Genomic DNA, 26,446 nt, shown 5'->3' with positions numbered 1-26,446 from the left:
GTCAGCGTCCGAAGACGAAGCGCGAGAACGCGAAAGCGATAGCCAGCGCCAGGCAGACGTAGACCAGCAGACGCCAGGGCAGGACGTCGTCAACGCCGATCTGGACGAAGACCACGCGTAGGATGACAGCGCCGAGAATGCCAGCCACGGCGCAGGCCAACCACGCCGGAAAATAAGCTCCGAACAACGGAATCGACGGCGCCGCCGCGGGTGTGCAGCCTGCCAAAGGAAGAAGAGCCGCGAGCATTAACCGACTGAAAGACATAGCACTCACGACCGCTGACACAACGTGTCTGACGAACCATCCTATATTGATCCGACGCTAGCGCCGGGGAGACGAACGGACAACCCGCGCCGTACCGCCCTCTGACTTTTCCCACAAGGGATATGCAAGCTTTCCAGCCCCATCTCACGGTAGAGAAGGCAAGGTTGGTTTTTTTGACAGATGCGAAACAACACAGAACATGCGGACAGCGTGACAACAGGACTGTGTTACATCTTCGGAGCATAGTCGCTAAACTTGCGATGATCCGGAGCTTCACTTAGAAGCAAGTGAATTTCGAGCGATCGAGAGAGAAGCGGTGAGGACGGGTAGCGACCAACACGCCAACGCCAGGACGTACCGGCCACCCGGTTGGCTGCGCAATGTGGCGCGGCTTAATCCCAACACGGCTTGGCCTTGGCGCCATTCCATCCGGATTGCAATCGCGGTGGCGGTGCCGTTGCTCGTCGGTCATTTCACCGACTTGAGAGATCCGGCGCTGCTCGTCTGCCTCGGGGCTTTGCTCAACTCCGTCAAGGTGCAGTCCGACTCCTATCTCGCGCGCCTGCAACGGCAGTTGATCGCGGCGCCCATCGCGGGTCTTGGTTATGTGGTCGGCGCCACCGTTGCCGGCCATGGGGCGCTGAGCCTCATTCTTCTCGTCGGAATCGCCTTTGCCTCCGGGCTGATCAGCGGATACGGCGCCGCGTTCTCGACGGCCGCGATGCAGATGCTCGTGCTCGCCATCATCGGCGCGAGCGTACATTCCGACGCACCGCTATGGCTCCCGCCGCTGCTTTTCATGGGCGGCAGTGCGTTTGCAGCCGCTCTTTTGGGTTGCGAGGCCTTGCTGGATCGGCGCCTGCCGGAGCGAGCGACCCTGGCGCATATCGTGAACGCGATGGCCCGGGTGGCCGACGCGGAACCCCAGGCGCCTGGCAGCAAGGGCCCGCCGGATACGGCAACACCGATCGAGAGGGCACGGCGCGGCCTCACCGATGCGATCGCCAAGGGCTATGCGGGCTTGCTCGACTCGCGGCGCGGCGACGAAGGCCCGTCCGACAGGCAGGAGCGAAGCGCCGCGATCCTCTCGACGATGGAGCTGATTTCTGCCGAGATCGTCGGCAATGCCGATGACCGAGGCCTGATGCATTCTGTCGCTGCCCGGCTGAACCAGATCGCCCAAGCGCTGACCGAACGCCATGAGCCACCACCGCCCTCCTATGCGCGCCCTGCCACGTGTCGCTTGCTTCGCTATATCGACCGGTTGACCGAAGAGCTATGGCCTTCCTCGGCCGTGGACGCTACGCCTGCACCGCTCTCAGCCCCGCATGCGGCCGCCCGCGTCCCGCGGCGGCTGAGCATTCCTTCCTACGAGCTATTGCACGGCAAGCTCGTGCTCGGCCGCGAGGTCGTCCTCGCCGCTGCGCAGTTGGCATTGTGCATAGGCATAGCCGTCGTTGCGGAGCGTCACGCGCCGGGCGCGCGCTCCTACTGGATCCCGCTGACGGTCGCGATCGTTCTCAAGCCGGATTTCGGGTCGGTTTTCGTCCGCGCCGTTCAGCGCAGCATTGGCACTGTGGCTGGCGTGGCCATTGGCGTTGCCATCATGACCTTGCTTCCAAAAGGCCTGATCCTGATCGTCGTGATGACCGTATTGGCGGCTGCTATCCCGTGGGCCGGCTTGCGGGGCTATGCGCTGCAATGCACTTTCTTGACCCCCTTTGTCCTCATCATGATCGATGTGAGTACACCAGGCGCTACCGTGGACTACGCCGCGCAGCGCCTCGTCGACACCGTGCTGGGCGCCGCTATCACATTGGTTTTCGGCTATCTCATCTGGCCACGCTCGCCCGGAGCGCATATCGGAAAATCGTTCGCTGCCGCGATGCAGGCCGTCGCGGACTATCTCGCTGCGGCCGGCCGCGGGGCCAACGGCAACGACAACGATCTGATGGCCGCGCGGAGGGCGGCATATCACAGCCTCTCCAACGTCCGCACCACGTTGCAGCGAGCGTTGTCGGAGCCTCCACCCGCGAGCAGCGAAGCTGCCGCATGGTTCCCTGTGATCGTCAATGCCGAGCGCCTGTGCGATCACATCACGCGCTTTGTGGAAACCCGCCATGAACAGGATCCGGTTGAGGACGAGCGCGCGATTGCAGCGCGCGTCGCCGTACTTCGCTCTCTGAAAGCGGCTGCTCATCCGGGGAACCAACGTGATGCGTCGGCCCTTCCCCAGCCCCCGAGCGACGATGGCGGAGCAATTAACGATATCGATTTCGAGATCAACCGATTGAGCCATCTGCTCCATGCAGTTCGTACCCCAAGTCGGCATGCTCGCCGGCATTGAGTTCGACCACCATGAGCGGGAAGCGAGATCACCCTGATCTGTGCTTACCAAAATTAACGTCCAAGTAGACAAGACGCTGAGCCGCTCCGACGCCAACAATTAACTTATTTAATTTGCTTGTAATGCGTTTGCTGTTGATCAGCCCATCGAGCTTAAGCTAGGTTGTACGCAGCGTGATGCTGTATTGCGGGGGCGTGATTGGTTAACGATAGTGCTGGATCAGCGAGCGTGCATAATGCGGCGTTGACCGACGTGCAGCTCTAACCGCGTTCCGTTGGCAGTTACGAGGCCATCTGCTGTGGAAACAATTTGTCGCGCAGCAAGAATATCGTCGAGACCTCACGTATAATCCCCCAATCAATGCGGCTATAACCTGTTTGGAGATGACGATGCATCTGACACCGCGGGAGTTCGACAAGCTGCTGATCCATATGATGGCCGATGTTGCGCTGAAGCGTAAGGCCAAGGGTCTCAAGCTCAATCACCCGGAATCGGTGGCCGTGCTGTCGGCCTATGTTCTCGAGGGCGCGCGCGAGGGCAAGACCGTCGAGGAAGTGATGGACGGGGCCCGCAACGTCCTCAAGGCGGAGGACGTGATGGAAGGTGTCACCGATCTCATTTCGCTGATTCAAGTCGAAGCCGTCTTCCTCGACGGAAGCCGCCTCGTCAGCCTGCACAGCCCCATCGTCTGATCAGCCAGCATCGCGCCGGCAAAGCCTTTCAAGGAGGCTATCTTGGCAAAGAATCCGTCGAAGCAAACCTCTCCTGCTCCCAAGAAGGCCGCAGCTCCAATACCCAAGAAGGCGCCAGGTCCCGCGCCGACACCGGTTGGCGGCTATGTTCTTGCCTCGGACCCGATCGAGATCAATCCGGGCCGGCCGCGTACGAAGCTTGCGGTGCGCAATACAGGCGACCGCCCCATCCAGGTTGGATCGCATTTCCACTTCTTCGAGACGAACCGGTATCTGGAATTCGACCGCGCCGCCGCCTTCGGCCAGCGCCTCGACATCCCAGCGAATACGGCCGTGCGTTTCGAGCCCGGCGACGAGAAGGAAGTGACGCTGGTTCCCTACGCGGGCAAGCAATTCATCTTCGGCTTCAATGGTTTGGTGGACGGTTGGACAGGCTCCGGGCCGGCGCCCGGCTATAGCCCGAACCGGGATGCGTCGATCGCCAAGGCGGCGGAGCTCGGCTTCAAGTCACGGGCTCAGACGAAGAAGTCTGCGAAGTAAGCCCTTCCACTTTTCTCCGTTTCGTAAGGTACGCCGCCATGTCGCAAATTTCACGTCAACAGTACGCGGATCTCTACGGGCCGACCGTTGGTGACAAGATTCGCCTTGGCAATACCGATCTCTATGTCGAGATCGAAAAGGATCTTCGGGCTGTCTATGGTGACGAGCTCCAGTATGGCGGTGGCAAGACACTGCGCGACGGCATGGGCTCCGAGAACCAGCTGACCCAGGAGGCCGGCTGTCTCGACCTCGTTATCACCAACGTTACCGTTCTCGAGCCCACTCTCGGCGTCGTGAAGGCTGACGTCGGCATCCGCAACGGCCGCATCGTTGGCCTTGGCAAGGCGGGCAACCCTGCGACGATGGAAGGCGTCACGCCTGGCCTCGTCACCGGCGCCGCCACAGACGCGATCTCGGGCGAGCATCTGATTCTGACCGCTGGCGGCATGGACACCCATGTCCACTACATCTCGCCCCAGCAGGTCTATGCGGCATTGTCGAACGGCATTACCACGCTGTGGGGCGGCGGTATCGGCCCGGTGGACGGCTCGAACGGCGTCACCACGACGAACGGGCCGTGGAACCTCGAAATGATGCTGCGGTCCATCGAAGGCCTGCCGATCAATTTCGGCCTGCTGGGCAAGGGCAACTCGACGGGTAAGGGCCCCATGATCGAGCAGCTCCTGGGCGGCGCTGCCGGTTTCAAGGTTCACGAGGACTACGGCGCCACCCCGTCAGCCATTCGCGCCTGCCTTTCGGTCGCTGACGAATACGACGTCTCGGTCGCGGTGCACACCGACACCCTGAACGAAGCCGGCTATGTGGAAGACACGATCGCCGCCTTCGACGGCCGCACCATTCACACCTTCCATTCGGAAGGCGCGGGCGGCGGTCACGCCCCCGACCTGCTGAAGGTCGTCGGCCAGCGCAATGTTCTCCCGAGCTCGACCAACCCGACCCTGCCCTGCGGGCAGAATTCGGTGGCCGAACTCTTCGACATGATCATGGTCTGCCACAATCTCAATCCGAAGATCCCGTCCGACGTGGCCTTCGCCGAAAGCCGCGTGCGCTCGGAGACGATCGTGGCCGAGAGCGTGCTGCATGACCTCGGCGCGATCTCGATGATCGGCAGCGACTCGCAGGCCATGGGACGCATCGGCGAAAGTTTCCTGCGCTCCATTCAAACTGCCGATGCCATGAAGAAGGCGCGCGGTCCGCTGGTGGAAGACGCGCCAGGCAACGACAATTTCCGCGTGCTGCGGTATATCGCCAAGGTCACGATCAACCCGTGCATCACCGCCGGTGTCGCCCATGAGGTGGGCTCGATCGCTCCCGGCAAATTCGCGGACCTGGTCCTTTGGGAGCCGGCCTTCTTCGGCGCCAAGCCAAAGCTGGTGCTGAAGGGTGGTTTCGTCGCCTGGGCCAACATGGGCGACCCAAATGCCTCGCTGCCGACCCCGCAGCCGATGTATTATCGGCCGATGTTCGGTGCCTTCGGCTCCGCGATGCCGAAGACCTCTCTCACCTTCGTCTCGCGTGCTGCCTATGACGCGAATATCGGTGAGCGCCTGGGCCTGCAGCGCGTCGTCAGCCCGGTCTCTTCGACGCGTGTCCTCGGCAAGCATCACATGGTGCTCAACGACTACCTGCCGAATATCGACGTCAACCCGGAGACCTTCGCCGTCACTATCGACGGTACGCATGTGACGGTCGAGCCGCCCAAGAGCATCGCGCTTAACCAGCTCTACTTCTTCAGTTAATGTCTGCATCGGCATGCAGCAGAGGCACGCATGATCATTATCGAGAATACGCTTGGCAATCTGTCGGATCCCAAGTGGGCGAAGGCTCTCGAAGGGGCTGCGATCGACTGGCTCGATCTGGATCAATGGGAAGCTCAGAAGAGCCGCCTGCGCAAGGCGACGGCCGGCGAGGTCGAGCTGGCCTTGTCGCTCGATCGCAACTCCCATCTGCATGACGGCGACATCCTCCTCTGGGACGAGGCCAAGCGTGCCGCCGTCGTCGCGCGCATCCACCTGCGCGAGGTCATGATCATCGACCTCGCTGAAGTGGTCGGCGAGAAGGTCGAGAAGATGGTGCAGACCCTGTTCGAGCTCGGGCACGCGCTGGGGAACCAGCACTGGCCGGCGATCGTCAAGGAGACGAAGGTCTATGTACCGCTGACCGTGGATCGCAAGGTCATGTCCTCGGTGATGAAGACCCACGCTCTGCCGGGCGTGCGTTATGAATTCACCCCGGGCTCGGACGTCATTCCCTACCTCGCGCCTCACGAGGCCAGGCGTCTGTTCGGCGGTGCCAGCGACACGCCCCATTCGCATCACCACGGCGATGGCCGGCCCGCGCATTCGCATGGACATGATCACGGACATGGACATCACCATGGCCACGACCACGACCATGGGCATTGAACTCCCCCTTGGGAGGACATTGCCGGAGTTGCTGTATCTCCTCCAGTTCGGAGATTCAGCACTTCCCGTAGGTGGCTTCTCGTTCTCGAACGGTCTTGAATCGGCCATCCAGGAGGGCCTCGTGGATGGTCCCGCAACGTTGCGGACCTATACCGAGACCTCGATGTGGCAGGCGGCGACGAGCGACGGCATCGCCGTGCTCTGCGCCCACCGCGCCGCCGAGGCCGGCGATATCGAGACACTGACGCGGATCGACAAGCTGACCTTTGAGCGCAAGCTCAATGAGGAAACGCGTCTCATGACCGTGCGCATGGGACGTAAACTGTGCGAACTGTCATCTGTCATTACTGCAAATGACGCGACGCGCGATTGGTTCGAGCGGATCAAGAGCGGCGACACGCCCGGCACGCATCCTGTGAGCCTGGCCATCACCCTTGCCGCCCTCCATGTGAGGCGGCAAGATGCGTTCGGTGTCCAGCAATATGGCGTGGCGACCGCAGTCCTCAGCGCGGCGCTGCGACTGATGCGCATCTCCTTTATCGACACCCAGAAAATCCTGCTCGATGTCACGGCGCAGGTGGCACCTGCCTATGAACGTGTCGCGGATGCGACCATCGACGAAATGGCCAGTTTCGCGCCCATGATCGACATACTGGCGGCTGTCCATGTGAAGGGGCATGTGCGCATGTTCATGAACTAGCGAAGGCGCCACGCGGTTTTTAGAACCGCAGCTCCAAGGGAAAATGTGAGGGGATGGTTCCGGCTTGAGCGGAGCGCCCCGGCGGTAAGCGTCAACAGGGTTTGGACAGATGAAGAAAATTCCTCGCATTGGTATCGGCGGCCCGGTCGGCTCTGGCAAGACTGCGATCATCGAGGCCGTTACCCCCGAGCTGGTGAAACTCGGCTACCGCATTCTCGTGATCACCAATGACGTGGTAACCACCGAAGACGCCAAGCACGTGCAGCGCACCCTGCGCGGCATCCTCCTCGAGGAGCGGATCATCGGCGTCGAGACAGGCGGATGCCCCCACACGGCCGTCCGCGAGGATCCCAGCATGAACCTTGCGGCCGTGGAGGAAATGGAAGCGAAGTTTCCGGATTCCGATCTCGTCCTCATCGAGAGCGGCGGCGACAACCTGACCCTGACGTTCAGCCCTGCCCTCGTCGATTTCTTCATCTATGTCATCGACGTGGCCGCAGGCGACAAGATCCCGCGCAAGAATGGCCCTGGCATCAGCCAGTCCGATATCCTAGTGATCAACAAGACTGACCTTGCCCCGCATGTCGGCGCAAGCCTCAAGGTGATGGACGATGACTCCCGCATGATGCGCGGCAAGAAGCCGTTCGTCTTCACGAACTGCAAGACGAACGAGGGTATCGAGGAGCTTACGCGCCTCATCCGCGAGAACGTTCTGTTCGAAACCATCTCCGACAAGGCGAGCGCGTGATGCTTGGCGACGCCAGGGAACTGAGCGCTTATCAGGACGAGCCTCCTCAGCTACCCAGCGGATCCTTTGGCAAGAATGCCTATCTGCGGCTCGGCTTCGAACCGGGCTCGCATCGCACCCTGTTGCGGACCCTGCATCGACGCGCGCCGCTCATCGTGCAACAGGCGCTCTATTGGGATGAGGAGATGCCGGGACTTCCCTGCGTCAGCATCATCTCCAACGCCGGCGGCATCCTGCAGGGCGATCGCAACGTCATCGAGATCGATCTGCAGGCCGGTGCCCAGGCCCATGTGACGACGCAATCGGCGACGCGCATCCACGAAATGGATGCCAACTACGCGAGCCAGACGCAGTTGCTCACCCTTGGGCCCGGTTCCTATCTCGAATATATCCCCCGGCCGATCATACCGCACAAGAACTCGCGCTTTATCCAGACGACCAAGATCGAGGTCGATCCCAGTGCAACCCTGATCTATTCGGAGATCATGATGCCGGGCCGGAAGTATTACCGAGACGGTGAGATCTTCGAATACGAGCTGTTTTCCTCGACCGTGACCGCGCAGCGGCCGAGCGGCCAGTCGCTCTTTACGGAGAAGTTCGTCATACGCCCCAAGCTCGACAAGCTGCATGCGCTCGGCGCGATGGGCGACTTCCATGTCTTCGGCAATGTGGTCGTCATCACGCCTAAGGACAACGCGGATCGCCTGTTCGAGGCCAACACACCGGTCTTTGATCGCGAGAACGGGATCGCGCATGGGGTGAGCCGCCTCCCCCATGATGCGGGGCTGGTGTTCAAGGTTCTGGCGATGGAAAGCGCGCCGGTGATGGAAACGATCAGGCAGTTCTGGTCCGAGGTCCGGCAGGTCGTGGTTGGTCCGCGCGTGCCGGACAATTTTCTCTGGGCGTAAGCGTAGCTGGCCATGGTTGAGCCATCGGCGCATCGCCAGCTGGTTTGAAGGCAAGAGCTCTTCGCGAAGCGCTCTTTGGATGTGTTGCAGCTTCGGTGTCGGGCGCCGGAGATATCTCGGCGCGTCGGCGACGCCGCGCCGGCACCGTGGCAAGGGCTGATTGCCCGCGAGTACCATGGAAGGGGGCACTATGGCTGAAGCGATCTCCACTTGGTCGACACTGGCGTCGCGGCATGCGGCCCTGCGGTTCATCGACATCAACCTGCGCGGCGCGGGGCAGGTCATCTTCCAGAACAACCCGCTGACCGGCTTGCTCTTCATCCTCGCCATCGCGTGGGGGGCGTATACCGGCGGGCAGCTCGACATCATCATCGGCGCGGTCGTTGCTCTCGTCATAGCAACCGTGACGGCGATGGTTCTGGAAGCTGACGAGACATCGCTCAATCAGGGCCTGTTCGGTTTCAACGGCATCCTCGTCGGCGCCGCCGTGCCGACCTTTCTGGCCGATGGCGCGGCGATGTGGTTCATCCTCGTCGTCGGCGCCGCAGTCTCGACGGTCGTGATGCTCGCCATTTCCAAGGTCATGAAGACCTGGGAGACACCCGCGCTTACCTTCCCCTTCGTCCTGACCACCTGGTTCCTCGTGCTGGCGGCCTATTCCTTCGGCCAGCTGCCGATCGCCTCCATGGGACCGCCTGCCTTGCCCCACGCCACCGCATCGGCGGGCGCAGCCGAAGCATTGAGCCTCACCGCCGTCCTTGAAGCGTGGCTCAAGGGCCCCGCTCAGGTTTTTCTCATCAACAACCCTATCAGCGGTGTCGTTGTTCTGCTCGGGCTGTTTGTGAGCTCGCCCTGGGCCGCATTCTTCGCGGCCGCGGGAGCGGCTGTCGCGCTGGCCGTGTCGCTCGGGCTCGGCGCCAGTATCGGGGATATAACCGCGGGACTTTACGGCTTCAGTCCGGTGCTGACCGCGGTGGCCTTGGGGTGCGTGTTCTACAATCCCTCGCTCCGGGTCGCTGCCTTCGCGCTCCTGGGGACCATCTTCACCGTCATCGTGCAGGGGGCTCTCGATGCCGGAATCGCGCCATTCGGCGTCCCGACCTTCACCGCGCCCTTCGTCTTCGTCACCTGGCTTTTCCTGCTGCCGAAGTCGGACCTGCAGCCACATCCGCACGCGCCCATCAAAGGCGGCATCTTGAGCAGCAAGAGCAAACCCTGACGGCCGAAACGTCTGTCAGGCACGATCGCGCTTCATAATAGACTGGGAATGGCGACAATGGACTTTTCACTGCGCATGCTGGCGGTGGTCGGCGGGGTTATCCTGCTTCTGGTCTATTTCCGATCGATCGTCGTGGTCACATTGCTGAACTCCCGGTCGAAGGACGTCATCGAACGCGTCGCGCGCACGATTGCCGTCACCATCGTTCACGGCGCGATCGGCAAGAAGACCGAGCATTACCGGATCCAGCAGTCGCAGGCATGGATCATGCCGCTGTTCATCCTGATCTGCGTCATCATCTGGTTCCTGCTCGTACAGCTCGCATTCACGGGCATTCTCTGGGGACTGCAGATCGAACCGGACATCTGGCGCGCCCTGAGCGCGAGCGGCTCCGCGCTAAGCACGCTTGGCTTCCTGACCCCGAGCAGTCTGGCGGGCGAGTATCTCGCTGTCTTCCAGGCGGCAATCGGCCTTGCCATCGTCATGCTGCTTTTCACATTCGTTCCCGGCTATCAGGCGGCTGTGCAGACGCGCGAACGCAAGGTCAGCTGGCTTTATACACGCACGAATGAAGCGCCGACCGCCGAGCTATTCTTTCGCTGGCTCCAAGGCTCTAACGGACAGGGTCGCTTTCTCGATGGGTGGGAAGAATGGGAAGAATGGTTTCGCGGCGTACGCGAGACCCATCTGCAGTCACCCATCGTCGCCTATGTCCCCTCGATCTATAAGGGCAAGTCTTGGGTGGTCGCGGCATCAACAGTTCTCGACATGACATCACTCGTCATCGCCTGCCTGCAGCGAGGCGCCCCCGATTCCGCGCGCATGTGCCGCCTGCTCGGGGTCAATACGCTGCAGCTGGTGGCCCTGGAGCTCGATGGCCGCGCGCCTATCGTCGACCAGGAGATGCCGGAAGCGAGCAAGGCCAAGGTGGCGGAGTTCGACACGGTCTATGACGCCATGGCCAAGGCCGGCCTACCGGTTGCCGAAGACAAGGCAGCCTGCTTGCGAGAATATCTCGCGATGCGCGCGGAGTACGCGCCTTACCTTAAACAGATCGCCAACGCCACGCTGACCCCGCGTGATCTGCTCGCCACCTGAGGCGAACCGACTGGACGAGCCGCGCTGAAAATCGGCTTACATCAATATAGCTTTTGCGCTACGGGATTAGAATAATTTCAATGGCGTCGATGCGTCGGCGAGGACGCGCGGGAGATGGTGATGGCTCTGAACGGGATCGAGAATGACAGCGGCGAACACGCTTACGAAGAGCGGGAGGCCGTCGCCGTCTTCGACGATGAGAAGTCGCTCAACGCCGCGGTCGACGAACTGTTCCAGGTAGGCGTGCGGCAGGAGGATCTGAGCCTTCTCGCCGATTCCGCGCGCGTGCAAAGCGGATCGGTCACCACGGAGGAACTCGAAGACAAGGACAATGTGGAGCGCAAGGCTTTCGTCTCCTCCGACACGCGTGTCGAGGGCCTCGCGGCCCTGGTTGGCGTTCCGGCCTATGTTGCTGGCGCGGGCGCGGCCGCCATTGTGGCGACCGGGGGTGCAGCCCTCATCCCGACCATCGCGGTTGTCGCCGGCAGCGGCTTGACCGGCGGGGCGCTAGGCCTCGTTTTCGCGCGTGCGTTCGGCCGCCGCCATGCCGAACGTATTCAGCAGCAGATAGAGGATGGGGGACTGATCCTCTGGGTTCACGCGGCCGATCCCACCAATGATGCCAAGATCATCGAGATCCTGAAGCGTCACAGCGCGCGTGATGTCCACGTCCATGTGGTGAAGCGTAGCTGGGGCGTGGCGGATGTTCCGTTGCACGATTTCAATCCGGATCCGCTCCTGCGGTCCTGACTAGCCCTGAACACGGGCTCGGACGTCCTGCCATTCGCGCGTGAGGTCCGAGCCCCCAGCGAACAGGCGCTGGGAGAAGGGACATGCCATGACAGCGCTCGACTTTGCCTGGGTTGGCCTCGGCGGCGGCCTCGGCTCCGTGCTCAGATGGGCGATCGGGCGAATGGTCGGGGAGCGCTATCACGGCGGCTTCCCGCTCGCGACATTTCTGATCAACGTCTCCGGCGCCTTCGTCATCGGCTTTCTCTCCGTCATGCTCGGCGTCTACTGGCGCGACCGCTACAGCACGGCGCTCGTCGCCGCTCTCCTGACGGGCGGGCTCGGCGGATACACGACCTTCAGCAGCATGCAGCTGGACGCCGCCAAGCTCGCCACGAAGTCCCCTTTTCGGGCTGTCGCCTACCTCGTCCTGTCCGTGATGACCGGCCTCGCCGCCGCGGCGCTCGGCGCCGCGCTTGCCAATGTGATGGGATGAGGCGCGCGCGATGATCAATACAATCATCCTGGTCTTCGTCGGTGGCGCTTTGGGCGCGATCATCCGCGAGCTTCTGATGCTCGGCACGCCACATCTGGCTGACAGCTTCCCCCTCGATATCTTCGTCGCCAATATTGCGGCCGCATTTCTTCTTGGCCTTGCAGCGGCCCTGCATGCCCGCAAAGTCATCAGCGACGACACCAATACTCTGGTCGGAACCGGCGTCATGGGCGGCTTGTCGACCTTCTCGAGTTTTGTTTATGGCGCTGTCGTCCTGATGGGTGCATCCACCCAATCCGCGATGGTCGCCATCGTCTATGTTCTGGCGAGCCTCGTCATTGGATATGGCGCGGTGGTCCTGGGCATGAAATGCGGTGCGGGCCGGCGCAGCTGAATTCTGACCCGCACGGAACCGGCAATCGAATGGCACGCCCATCCCCTTGGGCGTCTCGAATATAGACGTCGATCAGAACGCATCGATTCATATTCTTCGATGACCGCGATATAAGAAAAAAATAAAAATTCGCATCAAACAATAACAAAAGACGATTTCCCCTAAGAGAAAGGCAAGGATAAATATCCCATATTGTAAAATTATTTTTTACCAGCATGTCATTCGATAAAACTAAAATCTATAGAATACACGGCATAGCGATCACGGCCATATGCATAGTTTTGGCCGGGGCGGTTTACTGGTCTTTCTATCCAGGCCTGATGACCAGCGATTCAGGCGACCAGTTGAACCAGGCGCGCCGCTTTATCTTTAATGATTGGCATCCGCCTGTCATGGCGCTCATCTGGCATTATACGGATCGTCTGGTTGCCGGTCCCGCTGGCCTGTTCACGCTGATCTTGGCGCTCTACTGGCTCGGCCTCTGGCTGATGGCCCTGCGCTACGGCCGATCGCTGCCTATTGTTGGCTACCTCATCATTCTCGCCGGCATTTCACCAATGATGATCGCGATCCCCGCGATGCTGTGGAAGGACTCGCTCGTCTTCGCCTGTTTCCTGCCGGCCGCCGCCCTGCTCGCCACATCGGCATCGCGCCGGGGACCGTGGCGGCCCGTCCTGATGGCGACCGCACTCGTCCTGCTCCTGATCGGTTCCCTCGCGCGCCATAATGCCATGCTGGCGGCGGCACCTCTGATCATGCTCGGCGTCTGGCATCCGCCATCCCGGCAGACCACCCGCGTGAAACAAGTCGGGACTATCTCGTGGCGACTTGTGATCATCACGCTTGCAACGGTCGCGACCACATCATGCGCCGGATGGCTGCTCAATCGGCATATCCTTAATGCCCAGCCTTCCGGGGTCGTCAACTCGCTAATGGCCTTCGACATCGTCGGCATCGCGGCGAGAACCGGCAACAACGGACTGCCCGGTGCGTGGAGCGCCGATGAGGATCAACGCATCGTCCATACCTGCTACGAGCCCCGCGCGTGGGATAACCTCGCGTGGGGGCAGTGCGCCTTCGTCGTGAAGCGGCTCGTCGCCGATGGCCATTGGCGGGAAGGGCTCACGCGCCCCTGGCTCGCAGCCGTTGCGGCCCACCCCTTTGCCTATCTCCGGCATCGCCTCTCCCATACGCGCCAATTGCTGGAGCCTCTCATCGCCGTTCCCCCGATCCCGGCCGCGCCTTCGGTCGCCCATGGCTTCACGGCCAACGAGGGCTTCCGCGGCGTCCAGGGCATGGTGAGGGCAGCGAGCGGCGCGCCGGTTATCGGAGATCTGATGCGCGGCGGGCTCTGGATCATCGTCGGCGCGGTGGTCTGCGCGGCGGCCTGCCGGCGCGGGCTGGATCGCTGGACAGCCCGCGATGCCGCCTTGCTCTCGTTCTCGGGCGTGCTCTACGGGCTGCCGCTCGCTATCGTGGGCGTGGCAACCGAGTTCCGCTATTTCTACTGGACGATCGGAGCGGTACTCATTGCGGCACTGGTGCTGGCCGCCGACGTGTTGAAGGACCTGTTGCCCGGTCACACCGGCCCAACAGCCGCAAGGCCCGACCGGGCGCCCGAACAAGCGGAACCACAGCGCGCTTGACACGTTCGCCCCGCACGTGTTGCAGCGGATGCGACGGCGAGCGTCCGGCGCGAAAGGGGATATGCGTGTTCGATCGAGACAGGGCGCCGAAACGACTATGGACCGCGATGGCGGTCGCTGCGCTCAACGGGCTCAGGGAACGCGGGGAGACCAATCGTCACCTAGGCGAAGACACCGGACGCCCGGCGCGGCCGTCGATCTGGTCGATGCTCTGGCGGCTCGTCGACCGGATATCGCGCGACAATCTCAGTCTCGTCGCCGCCGGGGTCGCGTTCTACGCCATGTTGGCCATATTCCCGGCGCTCGGCGTCTTCGTCTCGCTGTTCGGGCTCGTTGCCGATCCCAAGACGGTCGAGGGGCAGATCCTCGCCCTCTCGGCATTCCTGCCGCAGGAAGCGATCCAGATCCTCCTCGGAGCACTGCACGGCGTGGTCGAGAAGAACACCTCGCGGCTCAACACGGGCCTCGTCATCGGTCTCGCGATCGCCCTTTTCAGCGCACGCACGGGCATGAGCTCGCTGATGACCGGCCTCAATATCGCCTATGATCGACCGGAGGCACGCGGCATCCTGCATCAGCAGGTGGTGGCGCTGGCACTGACGCTGGGCGGGATGGTCTTCGGTGTGGTCTCTATTCTCGCGATCGCCGCCGTGCCGGCCGTGCTCGCCTTCCTGCCCGTGCCTGACGAGATCCGCACCCCCCTGCTTCTCATCCGCTGGCCCTTCCTGGCCGCCGTCACGATGCTCGGCTTCACAATCATCTACTACGCGGCCCCCTGCCACCGCGTGCGCTGGACATCCACCGTCATCGGGGCGGTGATGGCGACAGCACTCTGGCTGATCGGATCAGCGCTGTTTTCCGCCTATGTCACGCGCATCGCCACCTATGACGCAACCTATGGCTCACTGGGAGCCGTGGTCGTGCTGCTGTTGTGGCTGTGGCTGACCGCGCTCGCGCTGTTGATCGGCGCGGAGATCAATACGCTGCACCACGATCGCGACCACGATGTCACCGCAACGAAACCTCCGGCCGCTCCGCCGCGGTAAACCAGGCGTTCCAGCCACCAGGAAGACCGGCGACAACGCTGTGGTGACCGGGATCAGCCGGACTTTTGATCGGGTGGCCTGTCTGTCGTGCCGATGTTCGTTCTAGGTCAGCGACGGTCGCCGTGCGGCGGGAGACGTTCCCGCAGATCATCCGTGATGATCACATACTCACCATCGATGATATCCGGGGAGGCGCTTTTCGCTGTCTGGCGACGGCCGACCAAGCCGAAACGAGCCGCGAGCCGATAGAGCAATCCCGCTATCAAGACGATGGGAAAGATGATGAGGAAAGCGCTCGCGGCCACGACAGCCAGCGTCAGGATCAGCGTCGCGGCAACAGCGACCGCCAGCCAGACCTGCCACCTCTTCAAACGCGTGAACTGGATGCCGCCAGCCCTGAACCGGTCGTAGCCTTGCATGCGCTCAGTTTTTCCCTCTGATGACCTTATGGAAGTCTAAAGCTGATATGGGGCTTTTGTGTGAGTTCGCCAATCCCCGCGCACATCAGATGCTGTTTTTGCCGCTGCGACAATCCCATGCTCTCCGAGGCGTGCTATGTCTGCTGATGGTCGGGATTCGTCACGGGCGAGAAGCGCCGCGATGGAGGGCACCGGCGGATCAGATCGTGGTCTTCGATGGCGCGCCGCTTTTCGTCTGTCGCCTTTGTTTCGAGCGATACGCCCGAAGCGCTGGAAGCGCGCAGCAGTCTTGCTTCGCGCTATAATGGAGTGCCGCCCGAAGAGGCCGACGTGGTCGTCGCCCTTGGTGGCGACGGCCTCATGCTGCAAACGCTGCACCGCTTCATGGGAACGGGCAAACCGATCTACGGCATGAACCGCGGGTCAGTCGGCTTCCTCATGAATGAGTTTTCCGAGGATGCCCTGGTGGAGCGCCTGGAAGCGGCCCACCGCAGCATCACCCATCCGCTCCTGATGATCGCCGAGAGCATGGATGGCCAGCGCCATCAGGCCCGCGCCATCAACGACGTCCATATGCTGCGCCAGACCCACCAGATCGCCAAACTCCGTATCACGGTCGACGGCAAGGTGCGTCTCGATGAGCTGGTGGCCGACGGCATCGTCGTGGCAACACCGGCGGGATCGACCGCCTACAACTTCTCGGCCAACGGCCCCATTCTTCCGTTGAACACGCCGCTTCTGGCGCTCACGCCATTGTCAGCCTTCCGCCCCAGACGCTGGCGGGGCGCCCTGCTGCCGGATTACGCGCGGATCGCCATCGACGTGCTGGACAGCGAAAAGCGACCAGTCAGCGCCGTCGCCGACCATACGGAGTTCCGTTCGGTCAGCCATGTCGACGTCGTCATGGACCGCAGCGTCGATCTCGTCATGCTGCACGATCCAGGCCACAGCCTGGATGAGCGCATTCTCAGCGAGCAGTTCGGCTACTGAACGCGCGAGCGAGCGTCATCTCGCGACAATGCGGCGGCTATTACCCGCTGGACCAAGCTTTCAGAACCGGAAACCCGGGCTGCTCGCCGTGGATCAGGCCGCCAGCGCTTGCGGGTGAACGGCCGGCGCTGCCGTCCAGTTCGCGTATAGCGGCGACGCGGCAGGAGACGGATCGATCGCGCTCTGCGTCGCCCGGGCCTCCTCGGTGAATCGCTCCAGCAGCGCCAGAAGCGGCCCGGCCGCCGTGGACGGCATATCCTCGCAGGCAGCGATGACATGCCGGACCATCGTGAGCGACAAATGCCCGTCCTGGCGGCGCATCGGGGGCGGCAGTTTATCCAGCGCGTCGAGGGCCGCGTGGAAAGCCGCCAGCAACCCGCCTGGCAGGCCCGCCCGCTGGTAGGTCGCTTCGAAAGCGGCACGACCAGGAATGCCACGCGCGGCCTCGATAGCACCGCGCGGCGTGCCCGTCAGCTTGGCCAGTGCAATGGTGAGGAGCCGTGGCTCAGCGCAGAGTAGCGAGCGCAACAACAGACCGACAGTCAATTCGCCGCTGGCGATGAGATGGCTCACCAGCCGTTCCAACGTCTCGTCACTCGCTTCGGCAACGAGCGCCATGGTGGCCATATCGCCAGCCTCGACCTGCAGCGCCCCGGCCCGCGCCGGTGACAGCCAGCCGCGATCAACCGTATAGTCCGCAAGCCTTTCACAGAGAAAGGACATCAGCGCATGCCGCATGAAAGGCGGCAGCTCCTGACGGCTGAGCAAGGCCGACTGAAGGGCCGGGCTGTGGCCATGGCGGTCAAACATGCGCTGTAAAGCGCTCTGTGAAATTACGGCCGTGTCGTTGGCCAGCAGCGCCATCAGCCCGTCGAGCGAAGCGACCTCCGCGAGGGCGGCCGAGACCTGAGCCGGCAGCCCCTCGCGTCCGGCAATCCTTCGGTGTGACGCAGGGTCGCCGACGGCCACGCAATCGACGAGCTGGGCCGAGCTCACGGCCCGGCTGTCGGCAAGCAGGGTCATCGCCGCGGTGTCGCCTGCCGCCAGCAAGGCCTCGAACACCGGCATCGGTATGGCGGCCGACGCCTTGAAGGCTTCCACCAACGCGACCCGTACCATCGGGGATGAGTCGGAGGCGAGCCCGATCAACGCCTTGTCGATATCGACGCGGTCTGCGTCCGTCAGTGGCGATTGGTGATAGGCGCGCACCAACACGTCTGCCGCGGCGGCTCGCTGGGAAGCCGTAGCCGTTGTGGCCCACACGAGATACCGACGAATAATCATACAAACCTCGACACCGACTCACGCGACGATACTTAGCAGTCCGTTGCCTGAATGGTGGGGTAATCATAGTAAACGATGCATTAACAGTGGGGATAGATGAGGCCATCCCACTTGGCCTTTTGACTTCGCCGGCGGTTCCCACATCGCGGCGCGCACGACGAAAAGAGCCGCTGCCGCCCTCGGCAAAGCCAACCGACTGTGCGGTACCACCCACCAGCGGGTTCCGCGTCGGGGACCGTGAGGAGTTCCGGTGGGTCAGGACCGGCTGGGCACGGGACGGTCCTCAGTCATCCTCGGAAGTGGGTGACGATCTCCGCCAGCTCCGGGCGCGGACGATCCGGCTGGCGTTCGACCGGCGTGCCTATATGCACGAAGCCGGCCATACGCTCATCCGCGGCGACGCCCAGCTTTTGCAGCACGCGTCGATCATAGGCATACCACTCCGTCAGCCATGCGGACCCATAGCCCATGGCGTTGGCCGCAATGGTCAGGTTCATGGCAACCGCGCCCGCCGAGAGAACCTGTTCCCATTCTGGAATTTTCACGTGGGGCGCGGCGCGCGACACCACGCCGATGACCAGCGGCGCGATCGCGAGGCGATCTCGTTCGGCGGCCAGGCGCTTGTCGTCCGCCTCAGGGTTATCCACAGCATAGACCGCCGCGATCACCTCACCAGCCTGACGCCGGGCCTCCCCCTCAAACACGATGAAACGCCAGGGCGCGAGTTTGCCATGATCCGGTACGCGCGAGGCGATCCGGAGCAATGTCGCGAGCTCGTCCGGCGACGGGCCCGGGGCTCGGAGAAGGCGGGGTGGAACGGATCTGCGGCTTTGGAGAATGTCGAGCATCAGAATTACGCCTGATTCATGTGTTTCATGGTTGACATTGGGTTTGTTGTGCTCGAATCGTCGAGCTACCAGCGCATGCCTGCATTGCGATTGGGACAAGCCTTAGGTGGTTGCGGAGGTTACCCCTCCCCGGTCGGTGCCATGGTCAAGCCGCGCGCGCTTTGTCGATCGTCTGTCTGTACTGCCGATATAGCACGGGCAGCGCCTAGCTGACCGCCGCTCATGCCAGCCATTTGCGAGAGCCGCGCAGGTGCAATCGGCAACAGGGCTCATGGTGTCTCAATCCCCCGCTATGCCGCTCACGGGCCCCAGGGCCTGCCAGGATCGGATGGCCTCTGTAGCAAGCATCCGCAGCCTGGTCATCCCCATGCCCCACTCGACCATGTCTCACTCACTTACTTCACCATCGACCGTGCCTCCCTCGCCCAGATCCGGCACACCGGCCTCGCGCATACCCGGGCCTCCGGGGTCGATGAACTGGACGCGTGAGACCACGACCCGCACGCTCCTTATCATCTTCGCCTTCTGGCTGGTGACAGCACTGGTCTGGCCGCTCACGGGCGCGGTCGTGCCGTGGGATTCGAAGAATCACTTCTATCCCATGCTGCGCTACCTCGGCGCTTCCCTCGAAGCGGGCGAGTGGCCGCTCTGGAACCCCTACCATTTCAGCGGCTACCCTTCGGTCGCGGACCCGCAGTCGCTCCTGTTCACGCCATCCATGGTGCTGTTCGGCTGGCTTATGCCCCAGGCATCGATGCAGCTCTTCGATATCGCCGTCTACGCGCATTTCCTGCCGGGCGCTCTCGGCATCGTCGGGTTGTTCAAGCGCAGAGGCTGGCATCCGGCCGGCGCCATCGTCACGGTGATGATCTATATCCTCGGCGGCTCGGCGTCAGCGCGCCTGCAGCATACCGGGATGATCTTCTCCTACGGCTATTTCCCCCTGGCGCTCTTTCTCCTGGAAAGCTCGCTCGGCCGCCGCTCCTACGTCAGAGCTGTCGCCTTCGGCGTCATCGCCTCGCTCATGGCGCTCGGACGCGACCAGGTTGCCTATCTCTTCTGCCTCGCGCTGATCGGCAGCGTGGTCTATCAGATCGCAACCGCGCAGGCGCCACTTGCCTATCTGCGCAGCCGCGTGGGTCTGCTCGCGGTCATGGCGGCGACGGGAGGCGCCCTCCTGGCGGTGCCTGCCCTTCTGACCATCCAGTTTCTCTCCGATTCCAACCGCCCGATGATCGATTTCGCGACGGCGGGCATGGGATCGCTCCCGCCACAAAGCCTCGCGACGGCCATCTTCGGAAATATCTTCGGCTCCCTCAACCTGACCTATGACTATTGGGGTCCGGGGCCGCATACGCTGCCCGAAGGGACGTGGACGGACCGGGCGATCGACTATCTGTTCATCGGCACTGTGCCCGCCATGCTCATTCTGTGGCACGGTATCGGGGGTGGCCGCCTGCTCTCGCGCGAGTTCCGCTTCTTCCTCTATGTCGGCATCGGCGCGCTCATCTATGCGCTCGGCTACTACACCCCGGTATTCGAGCTGTTCTACCGCTATATCCCGGGTGTCGACCTCTACCGGCGGCCGGCCGACGCAACGTTCATGCTGAACTTTGCCTTCGCCATGGCCGCCGGCTATCTTGTGCATCGCTACATGGCGGAAGGGACGCCAAAGCGCGCTGATATCGAGCGCAGCCCGGCCAGTCCTCTTCTCGTGGTGCTCGCGGTGGGGCTCACTGCGGCGGCCATCATCAATGCCAGCCGCTTCGCGATCGCCGCCGGCAAGCTGCCGGAAGCGATGATCCAGATCGGCCTCGGCGCCTTGATCGCCTTCATCGCGGCTGCCATCATCATCGCCGGAAGGCGCCCCGCCGTGCGCCTCTATGCCTGCGCGGTGCTGATCGCCATCACGGGTGGCGACCTCATCCTGCGCAACGCCGCGTCGGCTCTCAATGCTGAGCCGCGTGAGCGTTATGCTGTGTTCGAGCAGCTGCCGTCCGACCAGCTCCGCGGGCTTCAGGTGCTGACCCGGGAACTCGCGGCCCGCCACGCGGAGGGAGCCCGCCCCCGCGTCGAGATCCTCGGCCTCCAGGGCGCCTGGCAGAACGCCTCGATGGTGCTGGGCCTCGAAGACACGCTCGGCTATAACCCGCTGCGCATCGCCGATTACGAGCGCGCCGTCGGTCCCGGAGAGAATGCCGCCGACGCGAGCCTGCGGCAGTTTCCCATCACCTTCCGCAACTATCGCTCGCGCCTCGCCTCGCTGCTCGGCCTCGAATACATCGTACTCGACCGCCCGGTCGAGAAAATGCCGTCCCAGTTCCCGCATCTGCCGCAAGCCAGGCTGATCTACGGCGCGGGAACGATGTGGATCTACAAGATGCCACCGCGCACGCCCCGCGCCTATCTGGCAACGCGCCTCGTGCCCGTGGAGAGCGAACGTGTGCTCAAGGAACAGGGCCTGCCGGATCTCGAGCACAGCGACGAAGCCCTCATCGATGTGGCCGATGTCAAGGATCTCAACAACCGCTACGGCCTCGGCGACATTCCGGAAGTGCAGGAGCCACCGAGCGGCAAGGCCATCATCACGCGCTACCGCCGCAACAGCGTGCGCATCCGCGTGGTCACCGACAAGCCGGCGATGCTGGTGTTGCACGACATCTATTATCCCGGTTGGCAGGTGACGGTCGATGGTGAGGAGAAGCCGATCCGGCGCGCCAATCTTCTGTTCCGCGCCGTCGAGGTGCCGGCTGGCCGCCACATGGTCGAGTTCAGATACGAGCCCCTGTCGCTCCATAATCTTGCCACAGCGGCAGCCGACCTATTGGACGACAAGGAACGCGCGCCGCGATGATATGAGCGGGGCATTTGGTGGTCGTACCTGACACGCCTGCTTGCAGCGGACGCCTTGCCTTGGCAGATACAGGGAATGATGAATCCGCGCGTACTCATGACTGGCAGCTTCGCAGGCGATCTGGAGGTCGGCGACAGGGGTCCGAAGGCCATTTGGCCGCGATATGCCGCGACCGCGCGATGGGTCCCGGCAATTCTTCTGCCGCTTGCCGTGGCTCTCGTCACGCCAGCTGTGGCGCAGGCGCCAGCGCCACAGGCACAACCGCCCGTGCCTCCCGCGCTACCGTCAGCGACACTTACAGCACCGCCTGTGCCGCCCGCCGCCATGGCACCGCTTGATCAATCCGTGGCCAACAGCATGATCACGGCGAGCGCCAGATTGGCGACGGGCGATGCGCCGATCCGCTCGGGACTGATCTGGCGGGTCTACCGGCTTGGCGCTGAAGGCACGGCGCCCGACCTCGTAGCCCGCGCGGACGATGCCACGAGCCATTTCGAGCTTCCCCCCGGCACCTACATGCTGCACGCCTCCTACGGTTTCGCCAGCGCCATGCGGCGTGTCACGCTGCGGAACGCGCCGCTCGACGAGATATTGACGGTCAATGCCGGAGCCCTGAAGGTTTCCGGCACGATCGGGGACATCGCGATCCCGGTCTCGAAGCTGACGTTCTCGGTCTATCTGCCGGTCGGCAACGATGCCGAGGGTCGTCTTGTGGTCGCGGACGCTAAGCCCGGCGATCTGATCCGGCTGCCGGAGGGCGCCTATCACATCGTTTCCACATATGGCGATAGCAACGCGATCATGCGCAGTGACCTGCGTGTCGAAGCCGGCAAGCTCACGGAGGCCACGATCAACCATCGCGCGGCCACCGTTACGTTGAAGCTCGTGAATACCGCCGGGGGCGAGGCTTTTGCAGGCACTGCCTTCAGCGTTCTGACACCGGGTGGCGACGTGATCCGCGAGGCTATCGGCGCATTTCCCTCGCTCGTGCTGGCCGAGGGCGACTATGTGCTCATCGCCCGGCATGACGGCCAAGTCTATACGCGCGAGTTCAAAGTCGACAGCGGCGCCGATCGCGATATCGAAATCGTCGCGCGCTGACAGCACTGAACCTCACGGGACAGCGACGGCCTGGAGGGTGGTTTCCCTGATGGAAGCCTCCTCCTCCGCATCCATGCGCGATAATCCGAACAGGCTGTCGAAAGCATTACGCCCGGCGTCCGTGATGATGAGCGCGCGCGTGTCATTGTCACGCTTGACCCACCCCCGGCTGACGCAGTGCTGGCAGAGTGCACGCCCGAGCATTCCGCCCAGGTGGTAGCGTCGTTCGCTCCAGTCGAGACAGGGCCGGCACAGGACGCCAGGGCGGCTTCCGCTTGCCTCCGTATCGAGGCCAAGCTCGGCGAAAAAGGCGTGGCCGCTCGCCGATACCCGACCAGCGCCATCATTGAGAACCACATGCCCGGCTCTCTGCAACTGGTCGGCGATGGCCACTCCAAGTCGGCCCGCGATGTGATCGTAGCAGGTTCTGGCCGCCCGCAGCCGCTCGTCGGCAGGGCCCGCACGCCGGACAGCGCGCATGCGGCTCGTGGCGAAGCCGAGCATCGTCTCGAGCATATGCCCGGTCTCGGCGGACGCGATACGGAAGTAGCGGTGACGCCCCTGCGCGACGACCGTCAGCAAGCCGCCATCGACCAATTTGCCGAGATGCGCGCTGGCCGTCGGGGCGCTGATGCGGGCAAGAAAGGCGAGTTCCTTGGCTGTCCGCGCCCCGCCGTCCATCAGCGCGAGCAGGATGTTCGCGCGGGCGGGGTCACCGAGGAGAGCCCCCATCTGAGCAAGGTGTGTTTGCGCACTCATGCCATGACATTAGCAGTCCATATTGAAGAGCGCATGTAACAATGGTTCGCTAGCGATCGAAGCGTTCTCCGGCGACAAGGACGATGGCCAAGGTCATGGTCCGCCGCAGAACGAGGATCAAGATCATGGCTAATATATCTCTACCTTCATCGCTTACCGCGCGCGGCAACGATTACGGCTTGCGCCTGGTGACTTGGATTGAACTCAGTCTCTCCCGCTGCGCGGAGCGCCGCCGGCTTCGACAGCTGGACGAGAACGCCTTGAAGGACATCGGGCTGTCTCAGGCAGACGCGGAGCGCGAGGCCAGCCGTTGGCCGTGGGAGGGACCGGCGCGCGCCGCTATCCGACGCTGACGCCCGCGATTGGCAGATTCAGGAAAAAAAATCCCGACGGTTCCGTGAACCGCCGGGATTTGACCGATCGTGTATTTCGCAGCGCGAATACTAGTGCTTGGCCGCGCGCGCCGCGTTCTGCTGAGCCAGATCCGGCGGCGTTGCCTCAGCGAGCAGTCCCGCCAGCGCCTCGTCGAGCGTCATCGACGTCTGGTTGGGGGACCCCAGCCTGCGGACCGATACGGTACGCTCCGCCGCTTCCTTGCGACCGACCACGAGCAGCACCGGCACCTTGGCCAGCGAATGCTCGCGGACCTTGTAGGTGATTTTCTCGTTGCGCAGATCGGTTTCAGCACGCAAGCCCGCCGCCTTTAACGTCGCCACCACATCTTCCGCATAGGGGTCGGCGTCCGAGGTGATGGTCGCGACGACAACCTGCGACGGCGCCAGCCATAGCGGGAAATGGCCCGCGAAATGCTCGATCAGGATGCCGGTGAAGCGCTCCATCGAGCCGCAGATGGCACGGTGGATCATCACCGGCGGCTTCTTGGTGCCGTCGGCATCCACATAGAAGGCGCCGAAGCGTTCAGGCAGATTGAAGTCGACCTGCGTCGTGCCACACTGCCATTCACGGCCGATGGCATCGCGCAGGGTGTATTCGAACTTCGGCCCGTAGAAGGCGCCCTCGCCCGGCAGGATGTCGGTCTTGATGCGCCCGCCCGAACGCGCGGCAATCTCCTCCAGCACGCGGCTCATGACCGCCTCGGCGTGATCCCAGACCTCATCGGTGCCCACGCGCTTCTCCGGCCGCGTGGAGAGCTTCACCACGATCTCCTCGAAGCCGAAATCGGCGTAGGTCGAGAGAATGAGATCGTTGATCTTGAGGCATTCCTCGGCCATCTGCTCTTCGGTGCAGAAGATATGCGCGTCGTCCTGGGTGAACCCGCGCACGCGCATCAACCCATGCAGCGCGCCCGAAGGCTCGTAGCGATGCACGGCACCGAATTCGGCGAGCCGCATCGGCAGGTCGCGATAGCTCTTCAGGCCATGCTTGAAGATCTGCACATGGCCGGGGCAGTTCATCGGCTTCAAGGCGAAAATGCGCTCGTCTTCCGTCTCGTCGCCGGCGGACTGCACCTTGAACATGTTCTCCTTGTACCAGCCCCAGTGACCCGAGGTCTCCCACAGGGATTTGTCGAGCACCTGCGGCGCATTGACTTCCGCGTAGTCGGCGGCGAGCCGGCGGCGCATATAGGCGATCAGGCTCTGGAACAGGCTCCACCCCTTAGGGTGCCAGAAGACGACGCCGGGCCCCTCCTCCTGAAAGTGGAAGAGATCCATCTCGCGGCCGAGCCGGCGATGATCCCGCTTCTCCGCTTCCTCGAGCTGATGCAGGTAGAGGTCGAGATCCTCCTGGTTCTTCCAGGCGGTACCATAGATGCGCGTCAGCATCGGGTTGTTGCTGTCGCCGCGCCAGTAGGCGCCCGCCACCTTCATCAGCTTGAAGGCATTGCCGATCTTGCCGGTCGAGGTCATATGCGGCCCGCGGCACAGGTCAAACCAGTCACCCTGATGGTAGATCTTCAGGCTCTGCCCTTCGGGAATCGCGTCGACGAGCTCGACCTTGTAGGCCTCCCCCTTCTCCCGGAACACATCCTTGGCCTTGTCCCGGCTCCAGACGTCCTTGGTGAAGGGCTTATCGCGCGCGATAATCTCGCGCATCTTCGCCTCGATCTTCGGCAGATCCTCCAGCGTGAAGGGCTCGTTGCGCGCGAAGTCGTAGTAGAAGCCGTTCTCGATGACGGGTCCGATGGTCACCTGGGTGCCGGGAAAAAGCTCCTGCACGGCCTCGGCCAGCACATGGGCGCAATCGTGACGGATGAGCTCAAGCGCGCGCGGGTCGTCGCGATTGACGAATTCGATGCGTGCATCCCGCTCGATCGGATCGGCGAGATCGGTGACCACGCCGTCCAGCGCCATGGCGACGGTGCGCTTGGCGAGAGACGGGGAAATGCCCTTGGCGATATCGAGGCCGGTCGTTCCTTCTGCGAAGGACCGTTGTGCACCATCGGGAAATGTCAGATTGATCATCAGGAAGGCTCCTGCTCACTCCTGCATACGGCGCAGGTAAGCGTTTAGCGTTGCGGTGTTCAGAGCCACGCCATCGGATCGACGGCGCACGGCTCATGGAGCGGTCCCGGCGCCGCAATCGTCCGAAGGGACAGCTTCGCAGCACAATGGCGGCGCATTCACGCCGCGCCAGCGACCGTAGCGCCACGGCTTATACCAGGCGCTGCCGGAGGGCAATCGCTCCGGCACGAGATCAAGCCCCGAAGTGCCCCAGGGATTGCAGCGGCACAGCCGCGCGGTTCCCATCCAGCCGCCCGCCCAGAATCCGTGGCGGTCGATGGCCTCGTCCATATACGAAGAGCATGTCGGCAGATGACGGCAGGTGCGTCCGATCAGGCTTGAGAGCGTGAGCTGGTAGGTGCGGATCAGGAGATGCGCAATGACAACACCCGGGTGTTTTCTCATGAGGGCACTTGCCTTTTCATGGCATCTCTAACATCGGAGGTACTATGGTGGCCAACTGGATGCTGACTCG

Annotated in this window: 26 protein-coding genes; 19 read left to right on the top strand and 7 right to left on the bottom strand. The window is 63.0% G+C overall.

What is annotated here, in order from left to right:
* Nucleotide 1: 1 nt before the first annotated feature.
* The gene (locus tag KIO74_RS02620; RefSeq protein ID WP_249730833.1) at nt 2-247 is read right to left on the bottom strand and encodes a YtcA family lipoprotein; all 246 of its coding nucleotides are present in this window, start codon (nt 245-247) and stop codon (nt 2-4) included.
* Nucleotides 248-581: 334 nt separating this feature from the next.
* On the opposite strand from KIO74_RS02620, the gene KIO74_RS02615 reads away from it, so the two are divergent.
* From KIO74_RS02615 to KIO74_RS02545, 15 genes are all read left to right on the top strand, one after another.
* On the top strand, nt 582-2,612 hold the full coding sequence (locus tag KIO74_RS02615; RefSeq protein WP_213330276.1) for an FUSC family protein: 2,031 nt from the start codon (nt 582-584) through the stop codon (nt 2,610-2,612).
* A gap of 389 nt (nt 2,613-3,001) precedes the next feature.
* Nucleotides 3,002-3,304, top strand: a complete 303-nt coding sequence (locus KIO74_RS02610; protein ID WP_213323648.1) for an urease subunit gamma — start codon at nt 3,002-3,004, stop codon at nt 3,302-3,304.
* A 42-nt stretch (nt 3,305-3,346) separates the two neighbouring features.
* Nucleotides 3,347-3,844, top strand: a complete 498-nt coding sequence (locus KIO74_RS02605) for an urease subunit beta (protein WP_213330274.1) — start codon at nt 3,347-3,349, stop codon at nt 3,842-3,844.
* 38 nt (nt 3,845-3,882) lie between these two features.
* Nucleotides 3,883-5,604, top strand: coding sequence for an urease subunit alpha (locus KIO74_RS02600; protein ID WP_213330272.1), 1,722 nt, complete (start codon nt 3,883-3,885; stop codon nt 5,602-5,604).
* A 30-nt stretch (nt 5,605-5,634) separates the two neighbouring features.
* Entirely contained in the window at nt 5,635-6,270 is a 636-nt protein-coding gene (locus tag KIO74_RS02595; protein ID WP_213330270.1) for an urease accessory protein UreE, read from the top strand.
* Complete coding sequence (locus KIO74_RS02590; RefSeq protein ID WP_502762097.1) at nt 6,236-6,970, top strand: urease accessory protein UreF; 735 nt, start codon at nt 6,236-6,238, stop codon at nt 6,968-6,970. Before KIO74_RS02595 ends, KIO74_RS02590 begins: the two co-directional genes overlap by 35 nt.
* 109 nt (nt 6,971-7,079) lie before the next feature.
* On the top strand, nt 7,080-7,718 hold the full coding sequence (ureG, locus tag KIO74_RS02585) for an urease accessory protein UreG (protein WP_213330266.1): 639 nt from the start codon (nt 7,080-7,082) through the stop codon (nt 7,716-7,718).
* Nucleotides 7,718-8,626, top strand: coding sequence for an urease accessory protein UreD (locus tag KIO74_RS02580; protein WP_213330264.1), 909 nt, complete (start codon nt 7,718-7,720; stop codon nt 8,624-8,626). Before ureG ends, KIO74_RS02580 begins: the two co-directional genes overlap by 1 nt.
* Nucleotides 8,627-8,816: 190 nt before the next feature.
* Entirely contained in the window at nt 8,817-9,845 is a 1,029-nt protein-coding gene (gene yut / locus KIO74_RS02575) for an urea transporter (RefSeq protein WP_213330249.1), read from the top strand.
* 57 nt (nt 9,846-9,902) lie between these two features.
* Nucleotides 9,903-10,943 (top strand): hypothetical protein, encoded by a 1,041-nt coding sequence (locus tag KIO74_RS02570; protein ID WP_213330247.1) that lies wholly within the window; start codon nt 9,903-9,905, stop codon nt 10,941-10,943.
* A gap of 120 nt (nt 10,944-11,063) precedes the next feature.
* On the top strand, nt 11,064-11,693 hold the full coding sequence (locus KIO74_RS02565; protein ID WP_213330245.1) for a hypothetical protein: 630 nt from the start codon (nt 11,064-11,066) through the stop codon (nt 11,691-11,693).
* A gap of 88 nt (nt 11,694-11,781) precedes the next feature.
* Nucleotides 11,782-12,168: a fluoride efflux transporter FluC gene (locus tag KIO74_RS02560; protein WP_213330243.1), complete on the top strand. Its 387-nt coding sequence runs from the start codon at nt 11,782-11,784 to the stop codon at nt 12,166-12,168.
* A gap of 10 nt (nt 12,169-12,178) precedes the next feature.
* Complete coding sequence (locus tag KIO74_RS02555; protein WP_213330241.1) at nt 12,179-12,562, top strand: CrcB family protein; 384 nt, start codon at nt 12,179-12,181, stop codon at nt 12,560-12,562.
* A gap of 320 nt (nt 12,563-12,882) precedes the next feature.
* Nucleotides 12,883-14,208, top strand: coding sequence for a hypothetical protein (locus KIO74_RS02550; protein ID WP_213330239.1), 1,326 nt, complete (start codon nt 12,883-12,885; stop codon nt 14,206-14,208).
* A gap of 107 nt (nt 14,209-14,315) precedes the next feature.
* Nucleotides 14,316-15,254: a YihY/virulence factor BrkB family protein gene (locus tag KIO74_RS02545; protein WP_213330237.1), complete on the top strand. Its 939-nt coding sequence runs from the start codon at nt 14,316-14,318 to the stop codon at nt 15,252-15,254.
* Between the two features lie 107 nt (nt 15,255-15,361).
* Here KIO74_RS02545 and KIO74_RS02540 read toward each other — a convergent pair whose 3' ends face one another.
* Nucleotides 15,362-15,673, bottom strand: a complete 312-nt coding sequence (locus KIO74_RS02540; protein ID WP_213330235.1) for a hypothetical protein — start codon at nt 15,671-15,673, stop codon at nt 15,362-15,364.
* Between the two features lie 216 nt (nt 15,674-15,889).
* On the opposite strand from KIO74_RS02540, the gene KIO74_RS02535 reads away from it, so the two are divergent.
* Nucleotides 15,890-16,663, top strand: a complete 774-nt coding sequence (locus tag KIO74_RS02535; protein WP_213330233.1) for an NAD kinase — start codon at nt 15,890-15,892, stop codon at nt 16,661-16,663.
* 93 nt (nt 16,664-16,756) lie between these two features.
* Here KIO74_RS02535 and KIO74_RS02530 read toward each other — a convergent pair whose 3' ends face one another.
* Nucleotides 16,757-17,947, bottom strand: coding sequence for a DUF2336 domain-containing protein (locus KIO74_RS02530; protein WP_213330231.1), 1,191 nt, complete (start codon nt 17,945-17,947; stop codon nt 16,757-16,759).
* Nucleotides 17,948-18,234: 287 nt separating this feature from the next.
* Complete coding sequence (locus KIO74_RS02525) at nt 18,235-18,795, bottom strand: nitroreductase family protein (RefSeq protein WP_213330229.1); 561 nt, start codon at nt 18,793-18,795, stop codon at nt 18,235-18,237.
* Nucleotides 18,796-19,267: 472 nt separating this feature from the next.
* Here KIO74_RS02525 and KIO74_RS02520 point away from each other — a divergent pair, with 472 nt between their 5' ends.
* Nucleotides 19,268-21,649, top strand: a complete 2,382-nt coding sequence (locus KIO74_RS02520) for a YfhO family protein (protein ID WP_213330227.1) — start codon at nt 19,268-19,270, stop codon at nt 21,647-21,649.
* A gap of 75 nt (nt 21,650-21,724) precedes the next feature.
* A complete protein-coding gene (locus KIO74_RS02515) occupies nt 21,725-22,750 on the top strand; it encodes an RgsD C-terminal domain-containing protein (RefSeq protein ID WP_249730832.1) in 1,026 nt (341 codons plus the stop codon).
* Nucleotides 22,751-22,762: 12 nt separating this feature from the next.
* Here the strand turns inward: KIO74_RS02515 and KIO74_RS02510 are convergent, their stop codons facing one another.
* Nucleotides 22,763-23,509 (bottom strand): ArsR/SmtB family transcription factor, encoded by a 747-nt coding sequence (locus tag KIO74_RS02510; RefSeq protein WP_213330225.1) that lies wholly within the window; start codon nt 23,507-23,509, stop codon nt 22,763-22,765.
* A gap of 125 nt (nt 23,510-23,634) precedes the next feature.
* Between KIO74_RS02510 and KIO74_RS02505 the strand changes: the two genes are divergently transcribed.
* Nucleotides 23,635-23,862, top strand: a complete 228-nt coding sequence (locus KIO74_RS02505; protein ID WP_213330223.1) for a DUF1127 domain-containing protein — start codon at nt 23,635-23,637, stop codon at nt 23,860-23,862.
* Nucleotides 23,863-23,952: 90 nt separating this feature from the next.
* Here KIO74_RS02505 and thrS read toward each other — a convergent pair whose 3' ends face one another.
* On the bottom strand, nt 23,953-25,932 hold the full coding sequence (thrS, locus tag KIO74_RS02500; RefSeq protein WP_213330221.1) for a threonine--tRNA ligase: 1,980 nt from the start codon (nt 25,930-25,932) through the stop codon (nt 23,953-23,955).
* Between the two features lie 93 nt (nt 25,933-26,025).
* Entirely contained in the window at nt 26,026-26,376 is a 351-nt protein-coding gene (gene yidD / locus KIO74_RS02495) for a membrane protein insertion efficiency factor YidD (RefSeq protein WP_213330219.1), read from the bottom strand.
* Nucleotides 26,377-26,446: the final 70 nt, after the last annotated feature.

The sequence above is a fragment of the Chelatococcus sp. HY11 genome (assembly GCF_018398335.1).
In the GTDB taxonomy this organism is placed as follows: Bacteria; Pseudomonadota; Alphaproteobacteria; order Rhizobiales; family Beijerinckiaceae; genus Chelatococcus.
Note: the sequence above shows the minus strand (reverse complement) of the source record. Positions and strands in the feature narration are given on the sequence as shown.

What these genes read in the sequence shown, in the direction of transcription:
- KIO74_RS02595 (WP_213330270.1), top strand. Translation starts at nt 5,635, where the DNA reads ATGATCATTATCGAGAATACGCTTGGCAATCTGTCGGATCCCAAGTGG.
- ureG (WP_213330266.1), top strand. Translation starts at nt 7,080, where the DNA reads ATGAAGAAAATTCCTCGCATTGGTATCGGCGGCCCGGTCGGCTCTGGC.
- KIO74_RS02560 (WP_213330243.1), top strand. Translation starts at nt 11,782, where the DNA reads ATGACAGCGCTCGACTTTGCCTGGGTTGGCCTCGGCGGCGGCCTCGGC.
- KIO74_RS02570 (WP_213330247.1), top strand. Translation starts at nt 9,903, where the DNA reads ATGGACTTTTCACTGCGCATGCTGGCGGTGGTCGGCGGGGTTATCCTG.
- KIO74_RS02540 (WP_213330235.1), bottom strand. Translation starts at nt 15,673, where the DNA reads ATGCAAGGCTACGACCGGTTCAGGGCTGGCGGCATCCAGTTCACGCGT.
- KIO74_RS02580 (WP_213330264.1), top strand. Translation starts at nt 7,718, where the DNA reads ATGCTTGGCGACGCCAGGGAACTGAGCGCTTATCAGGACGAGCCTCCT.
- yidD (WP_213330219.1), bottom strand. Translation starts at nt 26,376, where the DNA reads ATGAGAAAACACCCGGGTGTTGTCATTGCGCATCTCCTGATCCGCACC.
- KIO74_RS02550 (WP_213330239.1), top strand. Translation starts at nt 12,883, where the DNA reads ATGACCAGCGATTCAGGCGACCAGTTGAACCAGGCGCGCCGCTTTATC.
- KIO74_RS02600 (WP_213330272.1), top strand. Translation starts at nt 3,883, where the DNA reads ATGTCGCAAATTTCACGTCAACAGTACGCGGATCTCTACGGGCCGACC.
- thrS (WP_213330221.1), bottom strand. Translation starts at nt 25,932, where the DNA reads ATGATCAATCTGACATTTCCCGATGGTGCACAACGGTCCTTCGCAGAA.
- KIO74_RS02525 (WP_213330229.1), bottom strand. Translation starts at nt 18,795, where the DNA reads ATGCTCGACATTCTCCAAAGCCGCAGATCCGTTCCACCCCGCCTTCTC.
- KIO74_RS02505 (WP_213330223.1), top strand. Translation starts at nt 23,635, where the DNA reads ATGGCTAATATATCTCTACCTTCATCGCTTACCGCGCGCGGCAACGAT.
- KIO74_RS02515 (WP_249730832.1), top strand. Translation starts at nt 21,725, where the DNA reads ATGATGAATCCGCGCGTACTCATGACTGGCAGCTTCGCAGGCGATCTG.
- KIO74_RS02545 (WP_213330237.1), top strand. Translation starts at nt 14,316, where the DNA reads ATGGCGGTCGCTGCGCTCAACGGGCTCAGGGAACGCGGGGAGACCAAT.
- KIO74_RS02620 (WP_249730833.1), bottom strand. Translation starts at nt 247, where the DNA reads ATGCTCGCGGCTCTTCTTCCTTTGGCAGGCTGCACACCCGCGGCGGCG.
- KIO74_RS02565 (WP_213330245.1), top strand. Translation starts at nt 11,064, where the DNA reads ATGGCTCTGAACGGGATCGAGAATGACAGCGGCGAACACGCTTACGAA.
- KIO74_RS02510 (WP_213330225.1), bottom strand. Translation starts at nt 23,509, where the DNA reads ATGAGTGCGCAAACACACCTTGCTCAGATGGGGGCTCTCCTCGGTGAC.
- KIO74_RS02555 (WP_213330241.1), top strand. Translation starts at nt 12,179, where the DNA reads ATGATCAATACAATCATCCTGGTCTTCGTCGGTGGCGCTTTGGGCGCG.
- KIO74_RS02520 (WP_213330227.1), top strand. Translation starts at nt 19,268, where the DNA reads ATGAACTGGACGCGTGAGACCACGACCCGCACGCTCCTTATCATCTTC.
- yut (WP_213330249.1), top strand. Translation starts at nt 8,817, where the DNA reads ATGGCTGAAGCGATCTCCACTTGGTCGACACTGGCGTCGCGGCATGCG.
- KIO74_RS02610 (WP_213323648.1), top strand. Translation starts at nt 3,002, where the DNA reads ATGCATCTGACACCGCGGGAGTTCGACAAGCTGCTGATCCATATGATG.
- KIO74_RS02530 (WP_213330231.1), bottom strand. Translation starts at nt 17,947, where the DNA reads ATGATTATTCGTCGGTATCTCGTGTGGGCCACAACGGCTACGGCTTCC.
- KIO74_RS02535 (WP_213330233.1), top strand. Translation starts at nt 15,890, where the DNA reads ATGGCGCGCCGCTTTTCGTCTGTCGCCTTTGTTTCGAGCGATACGCCC.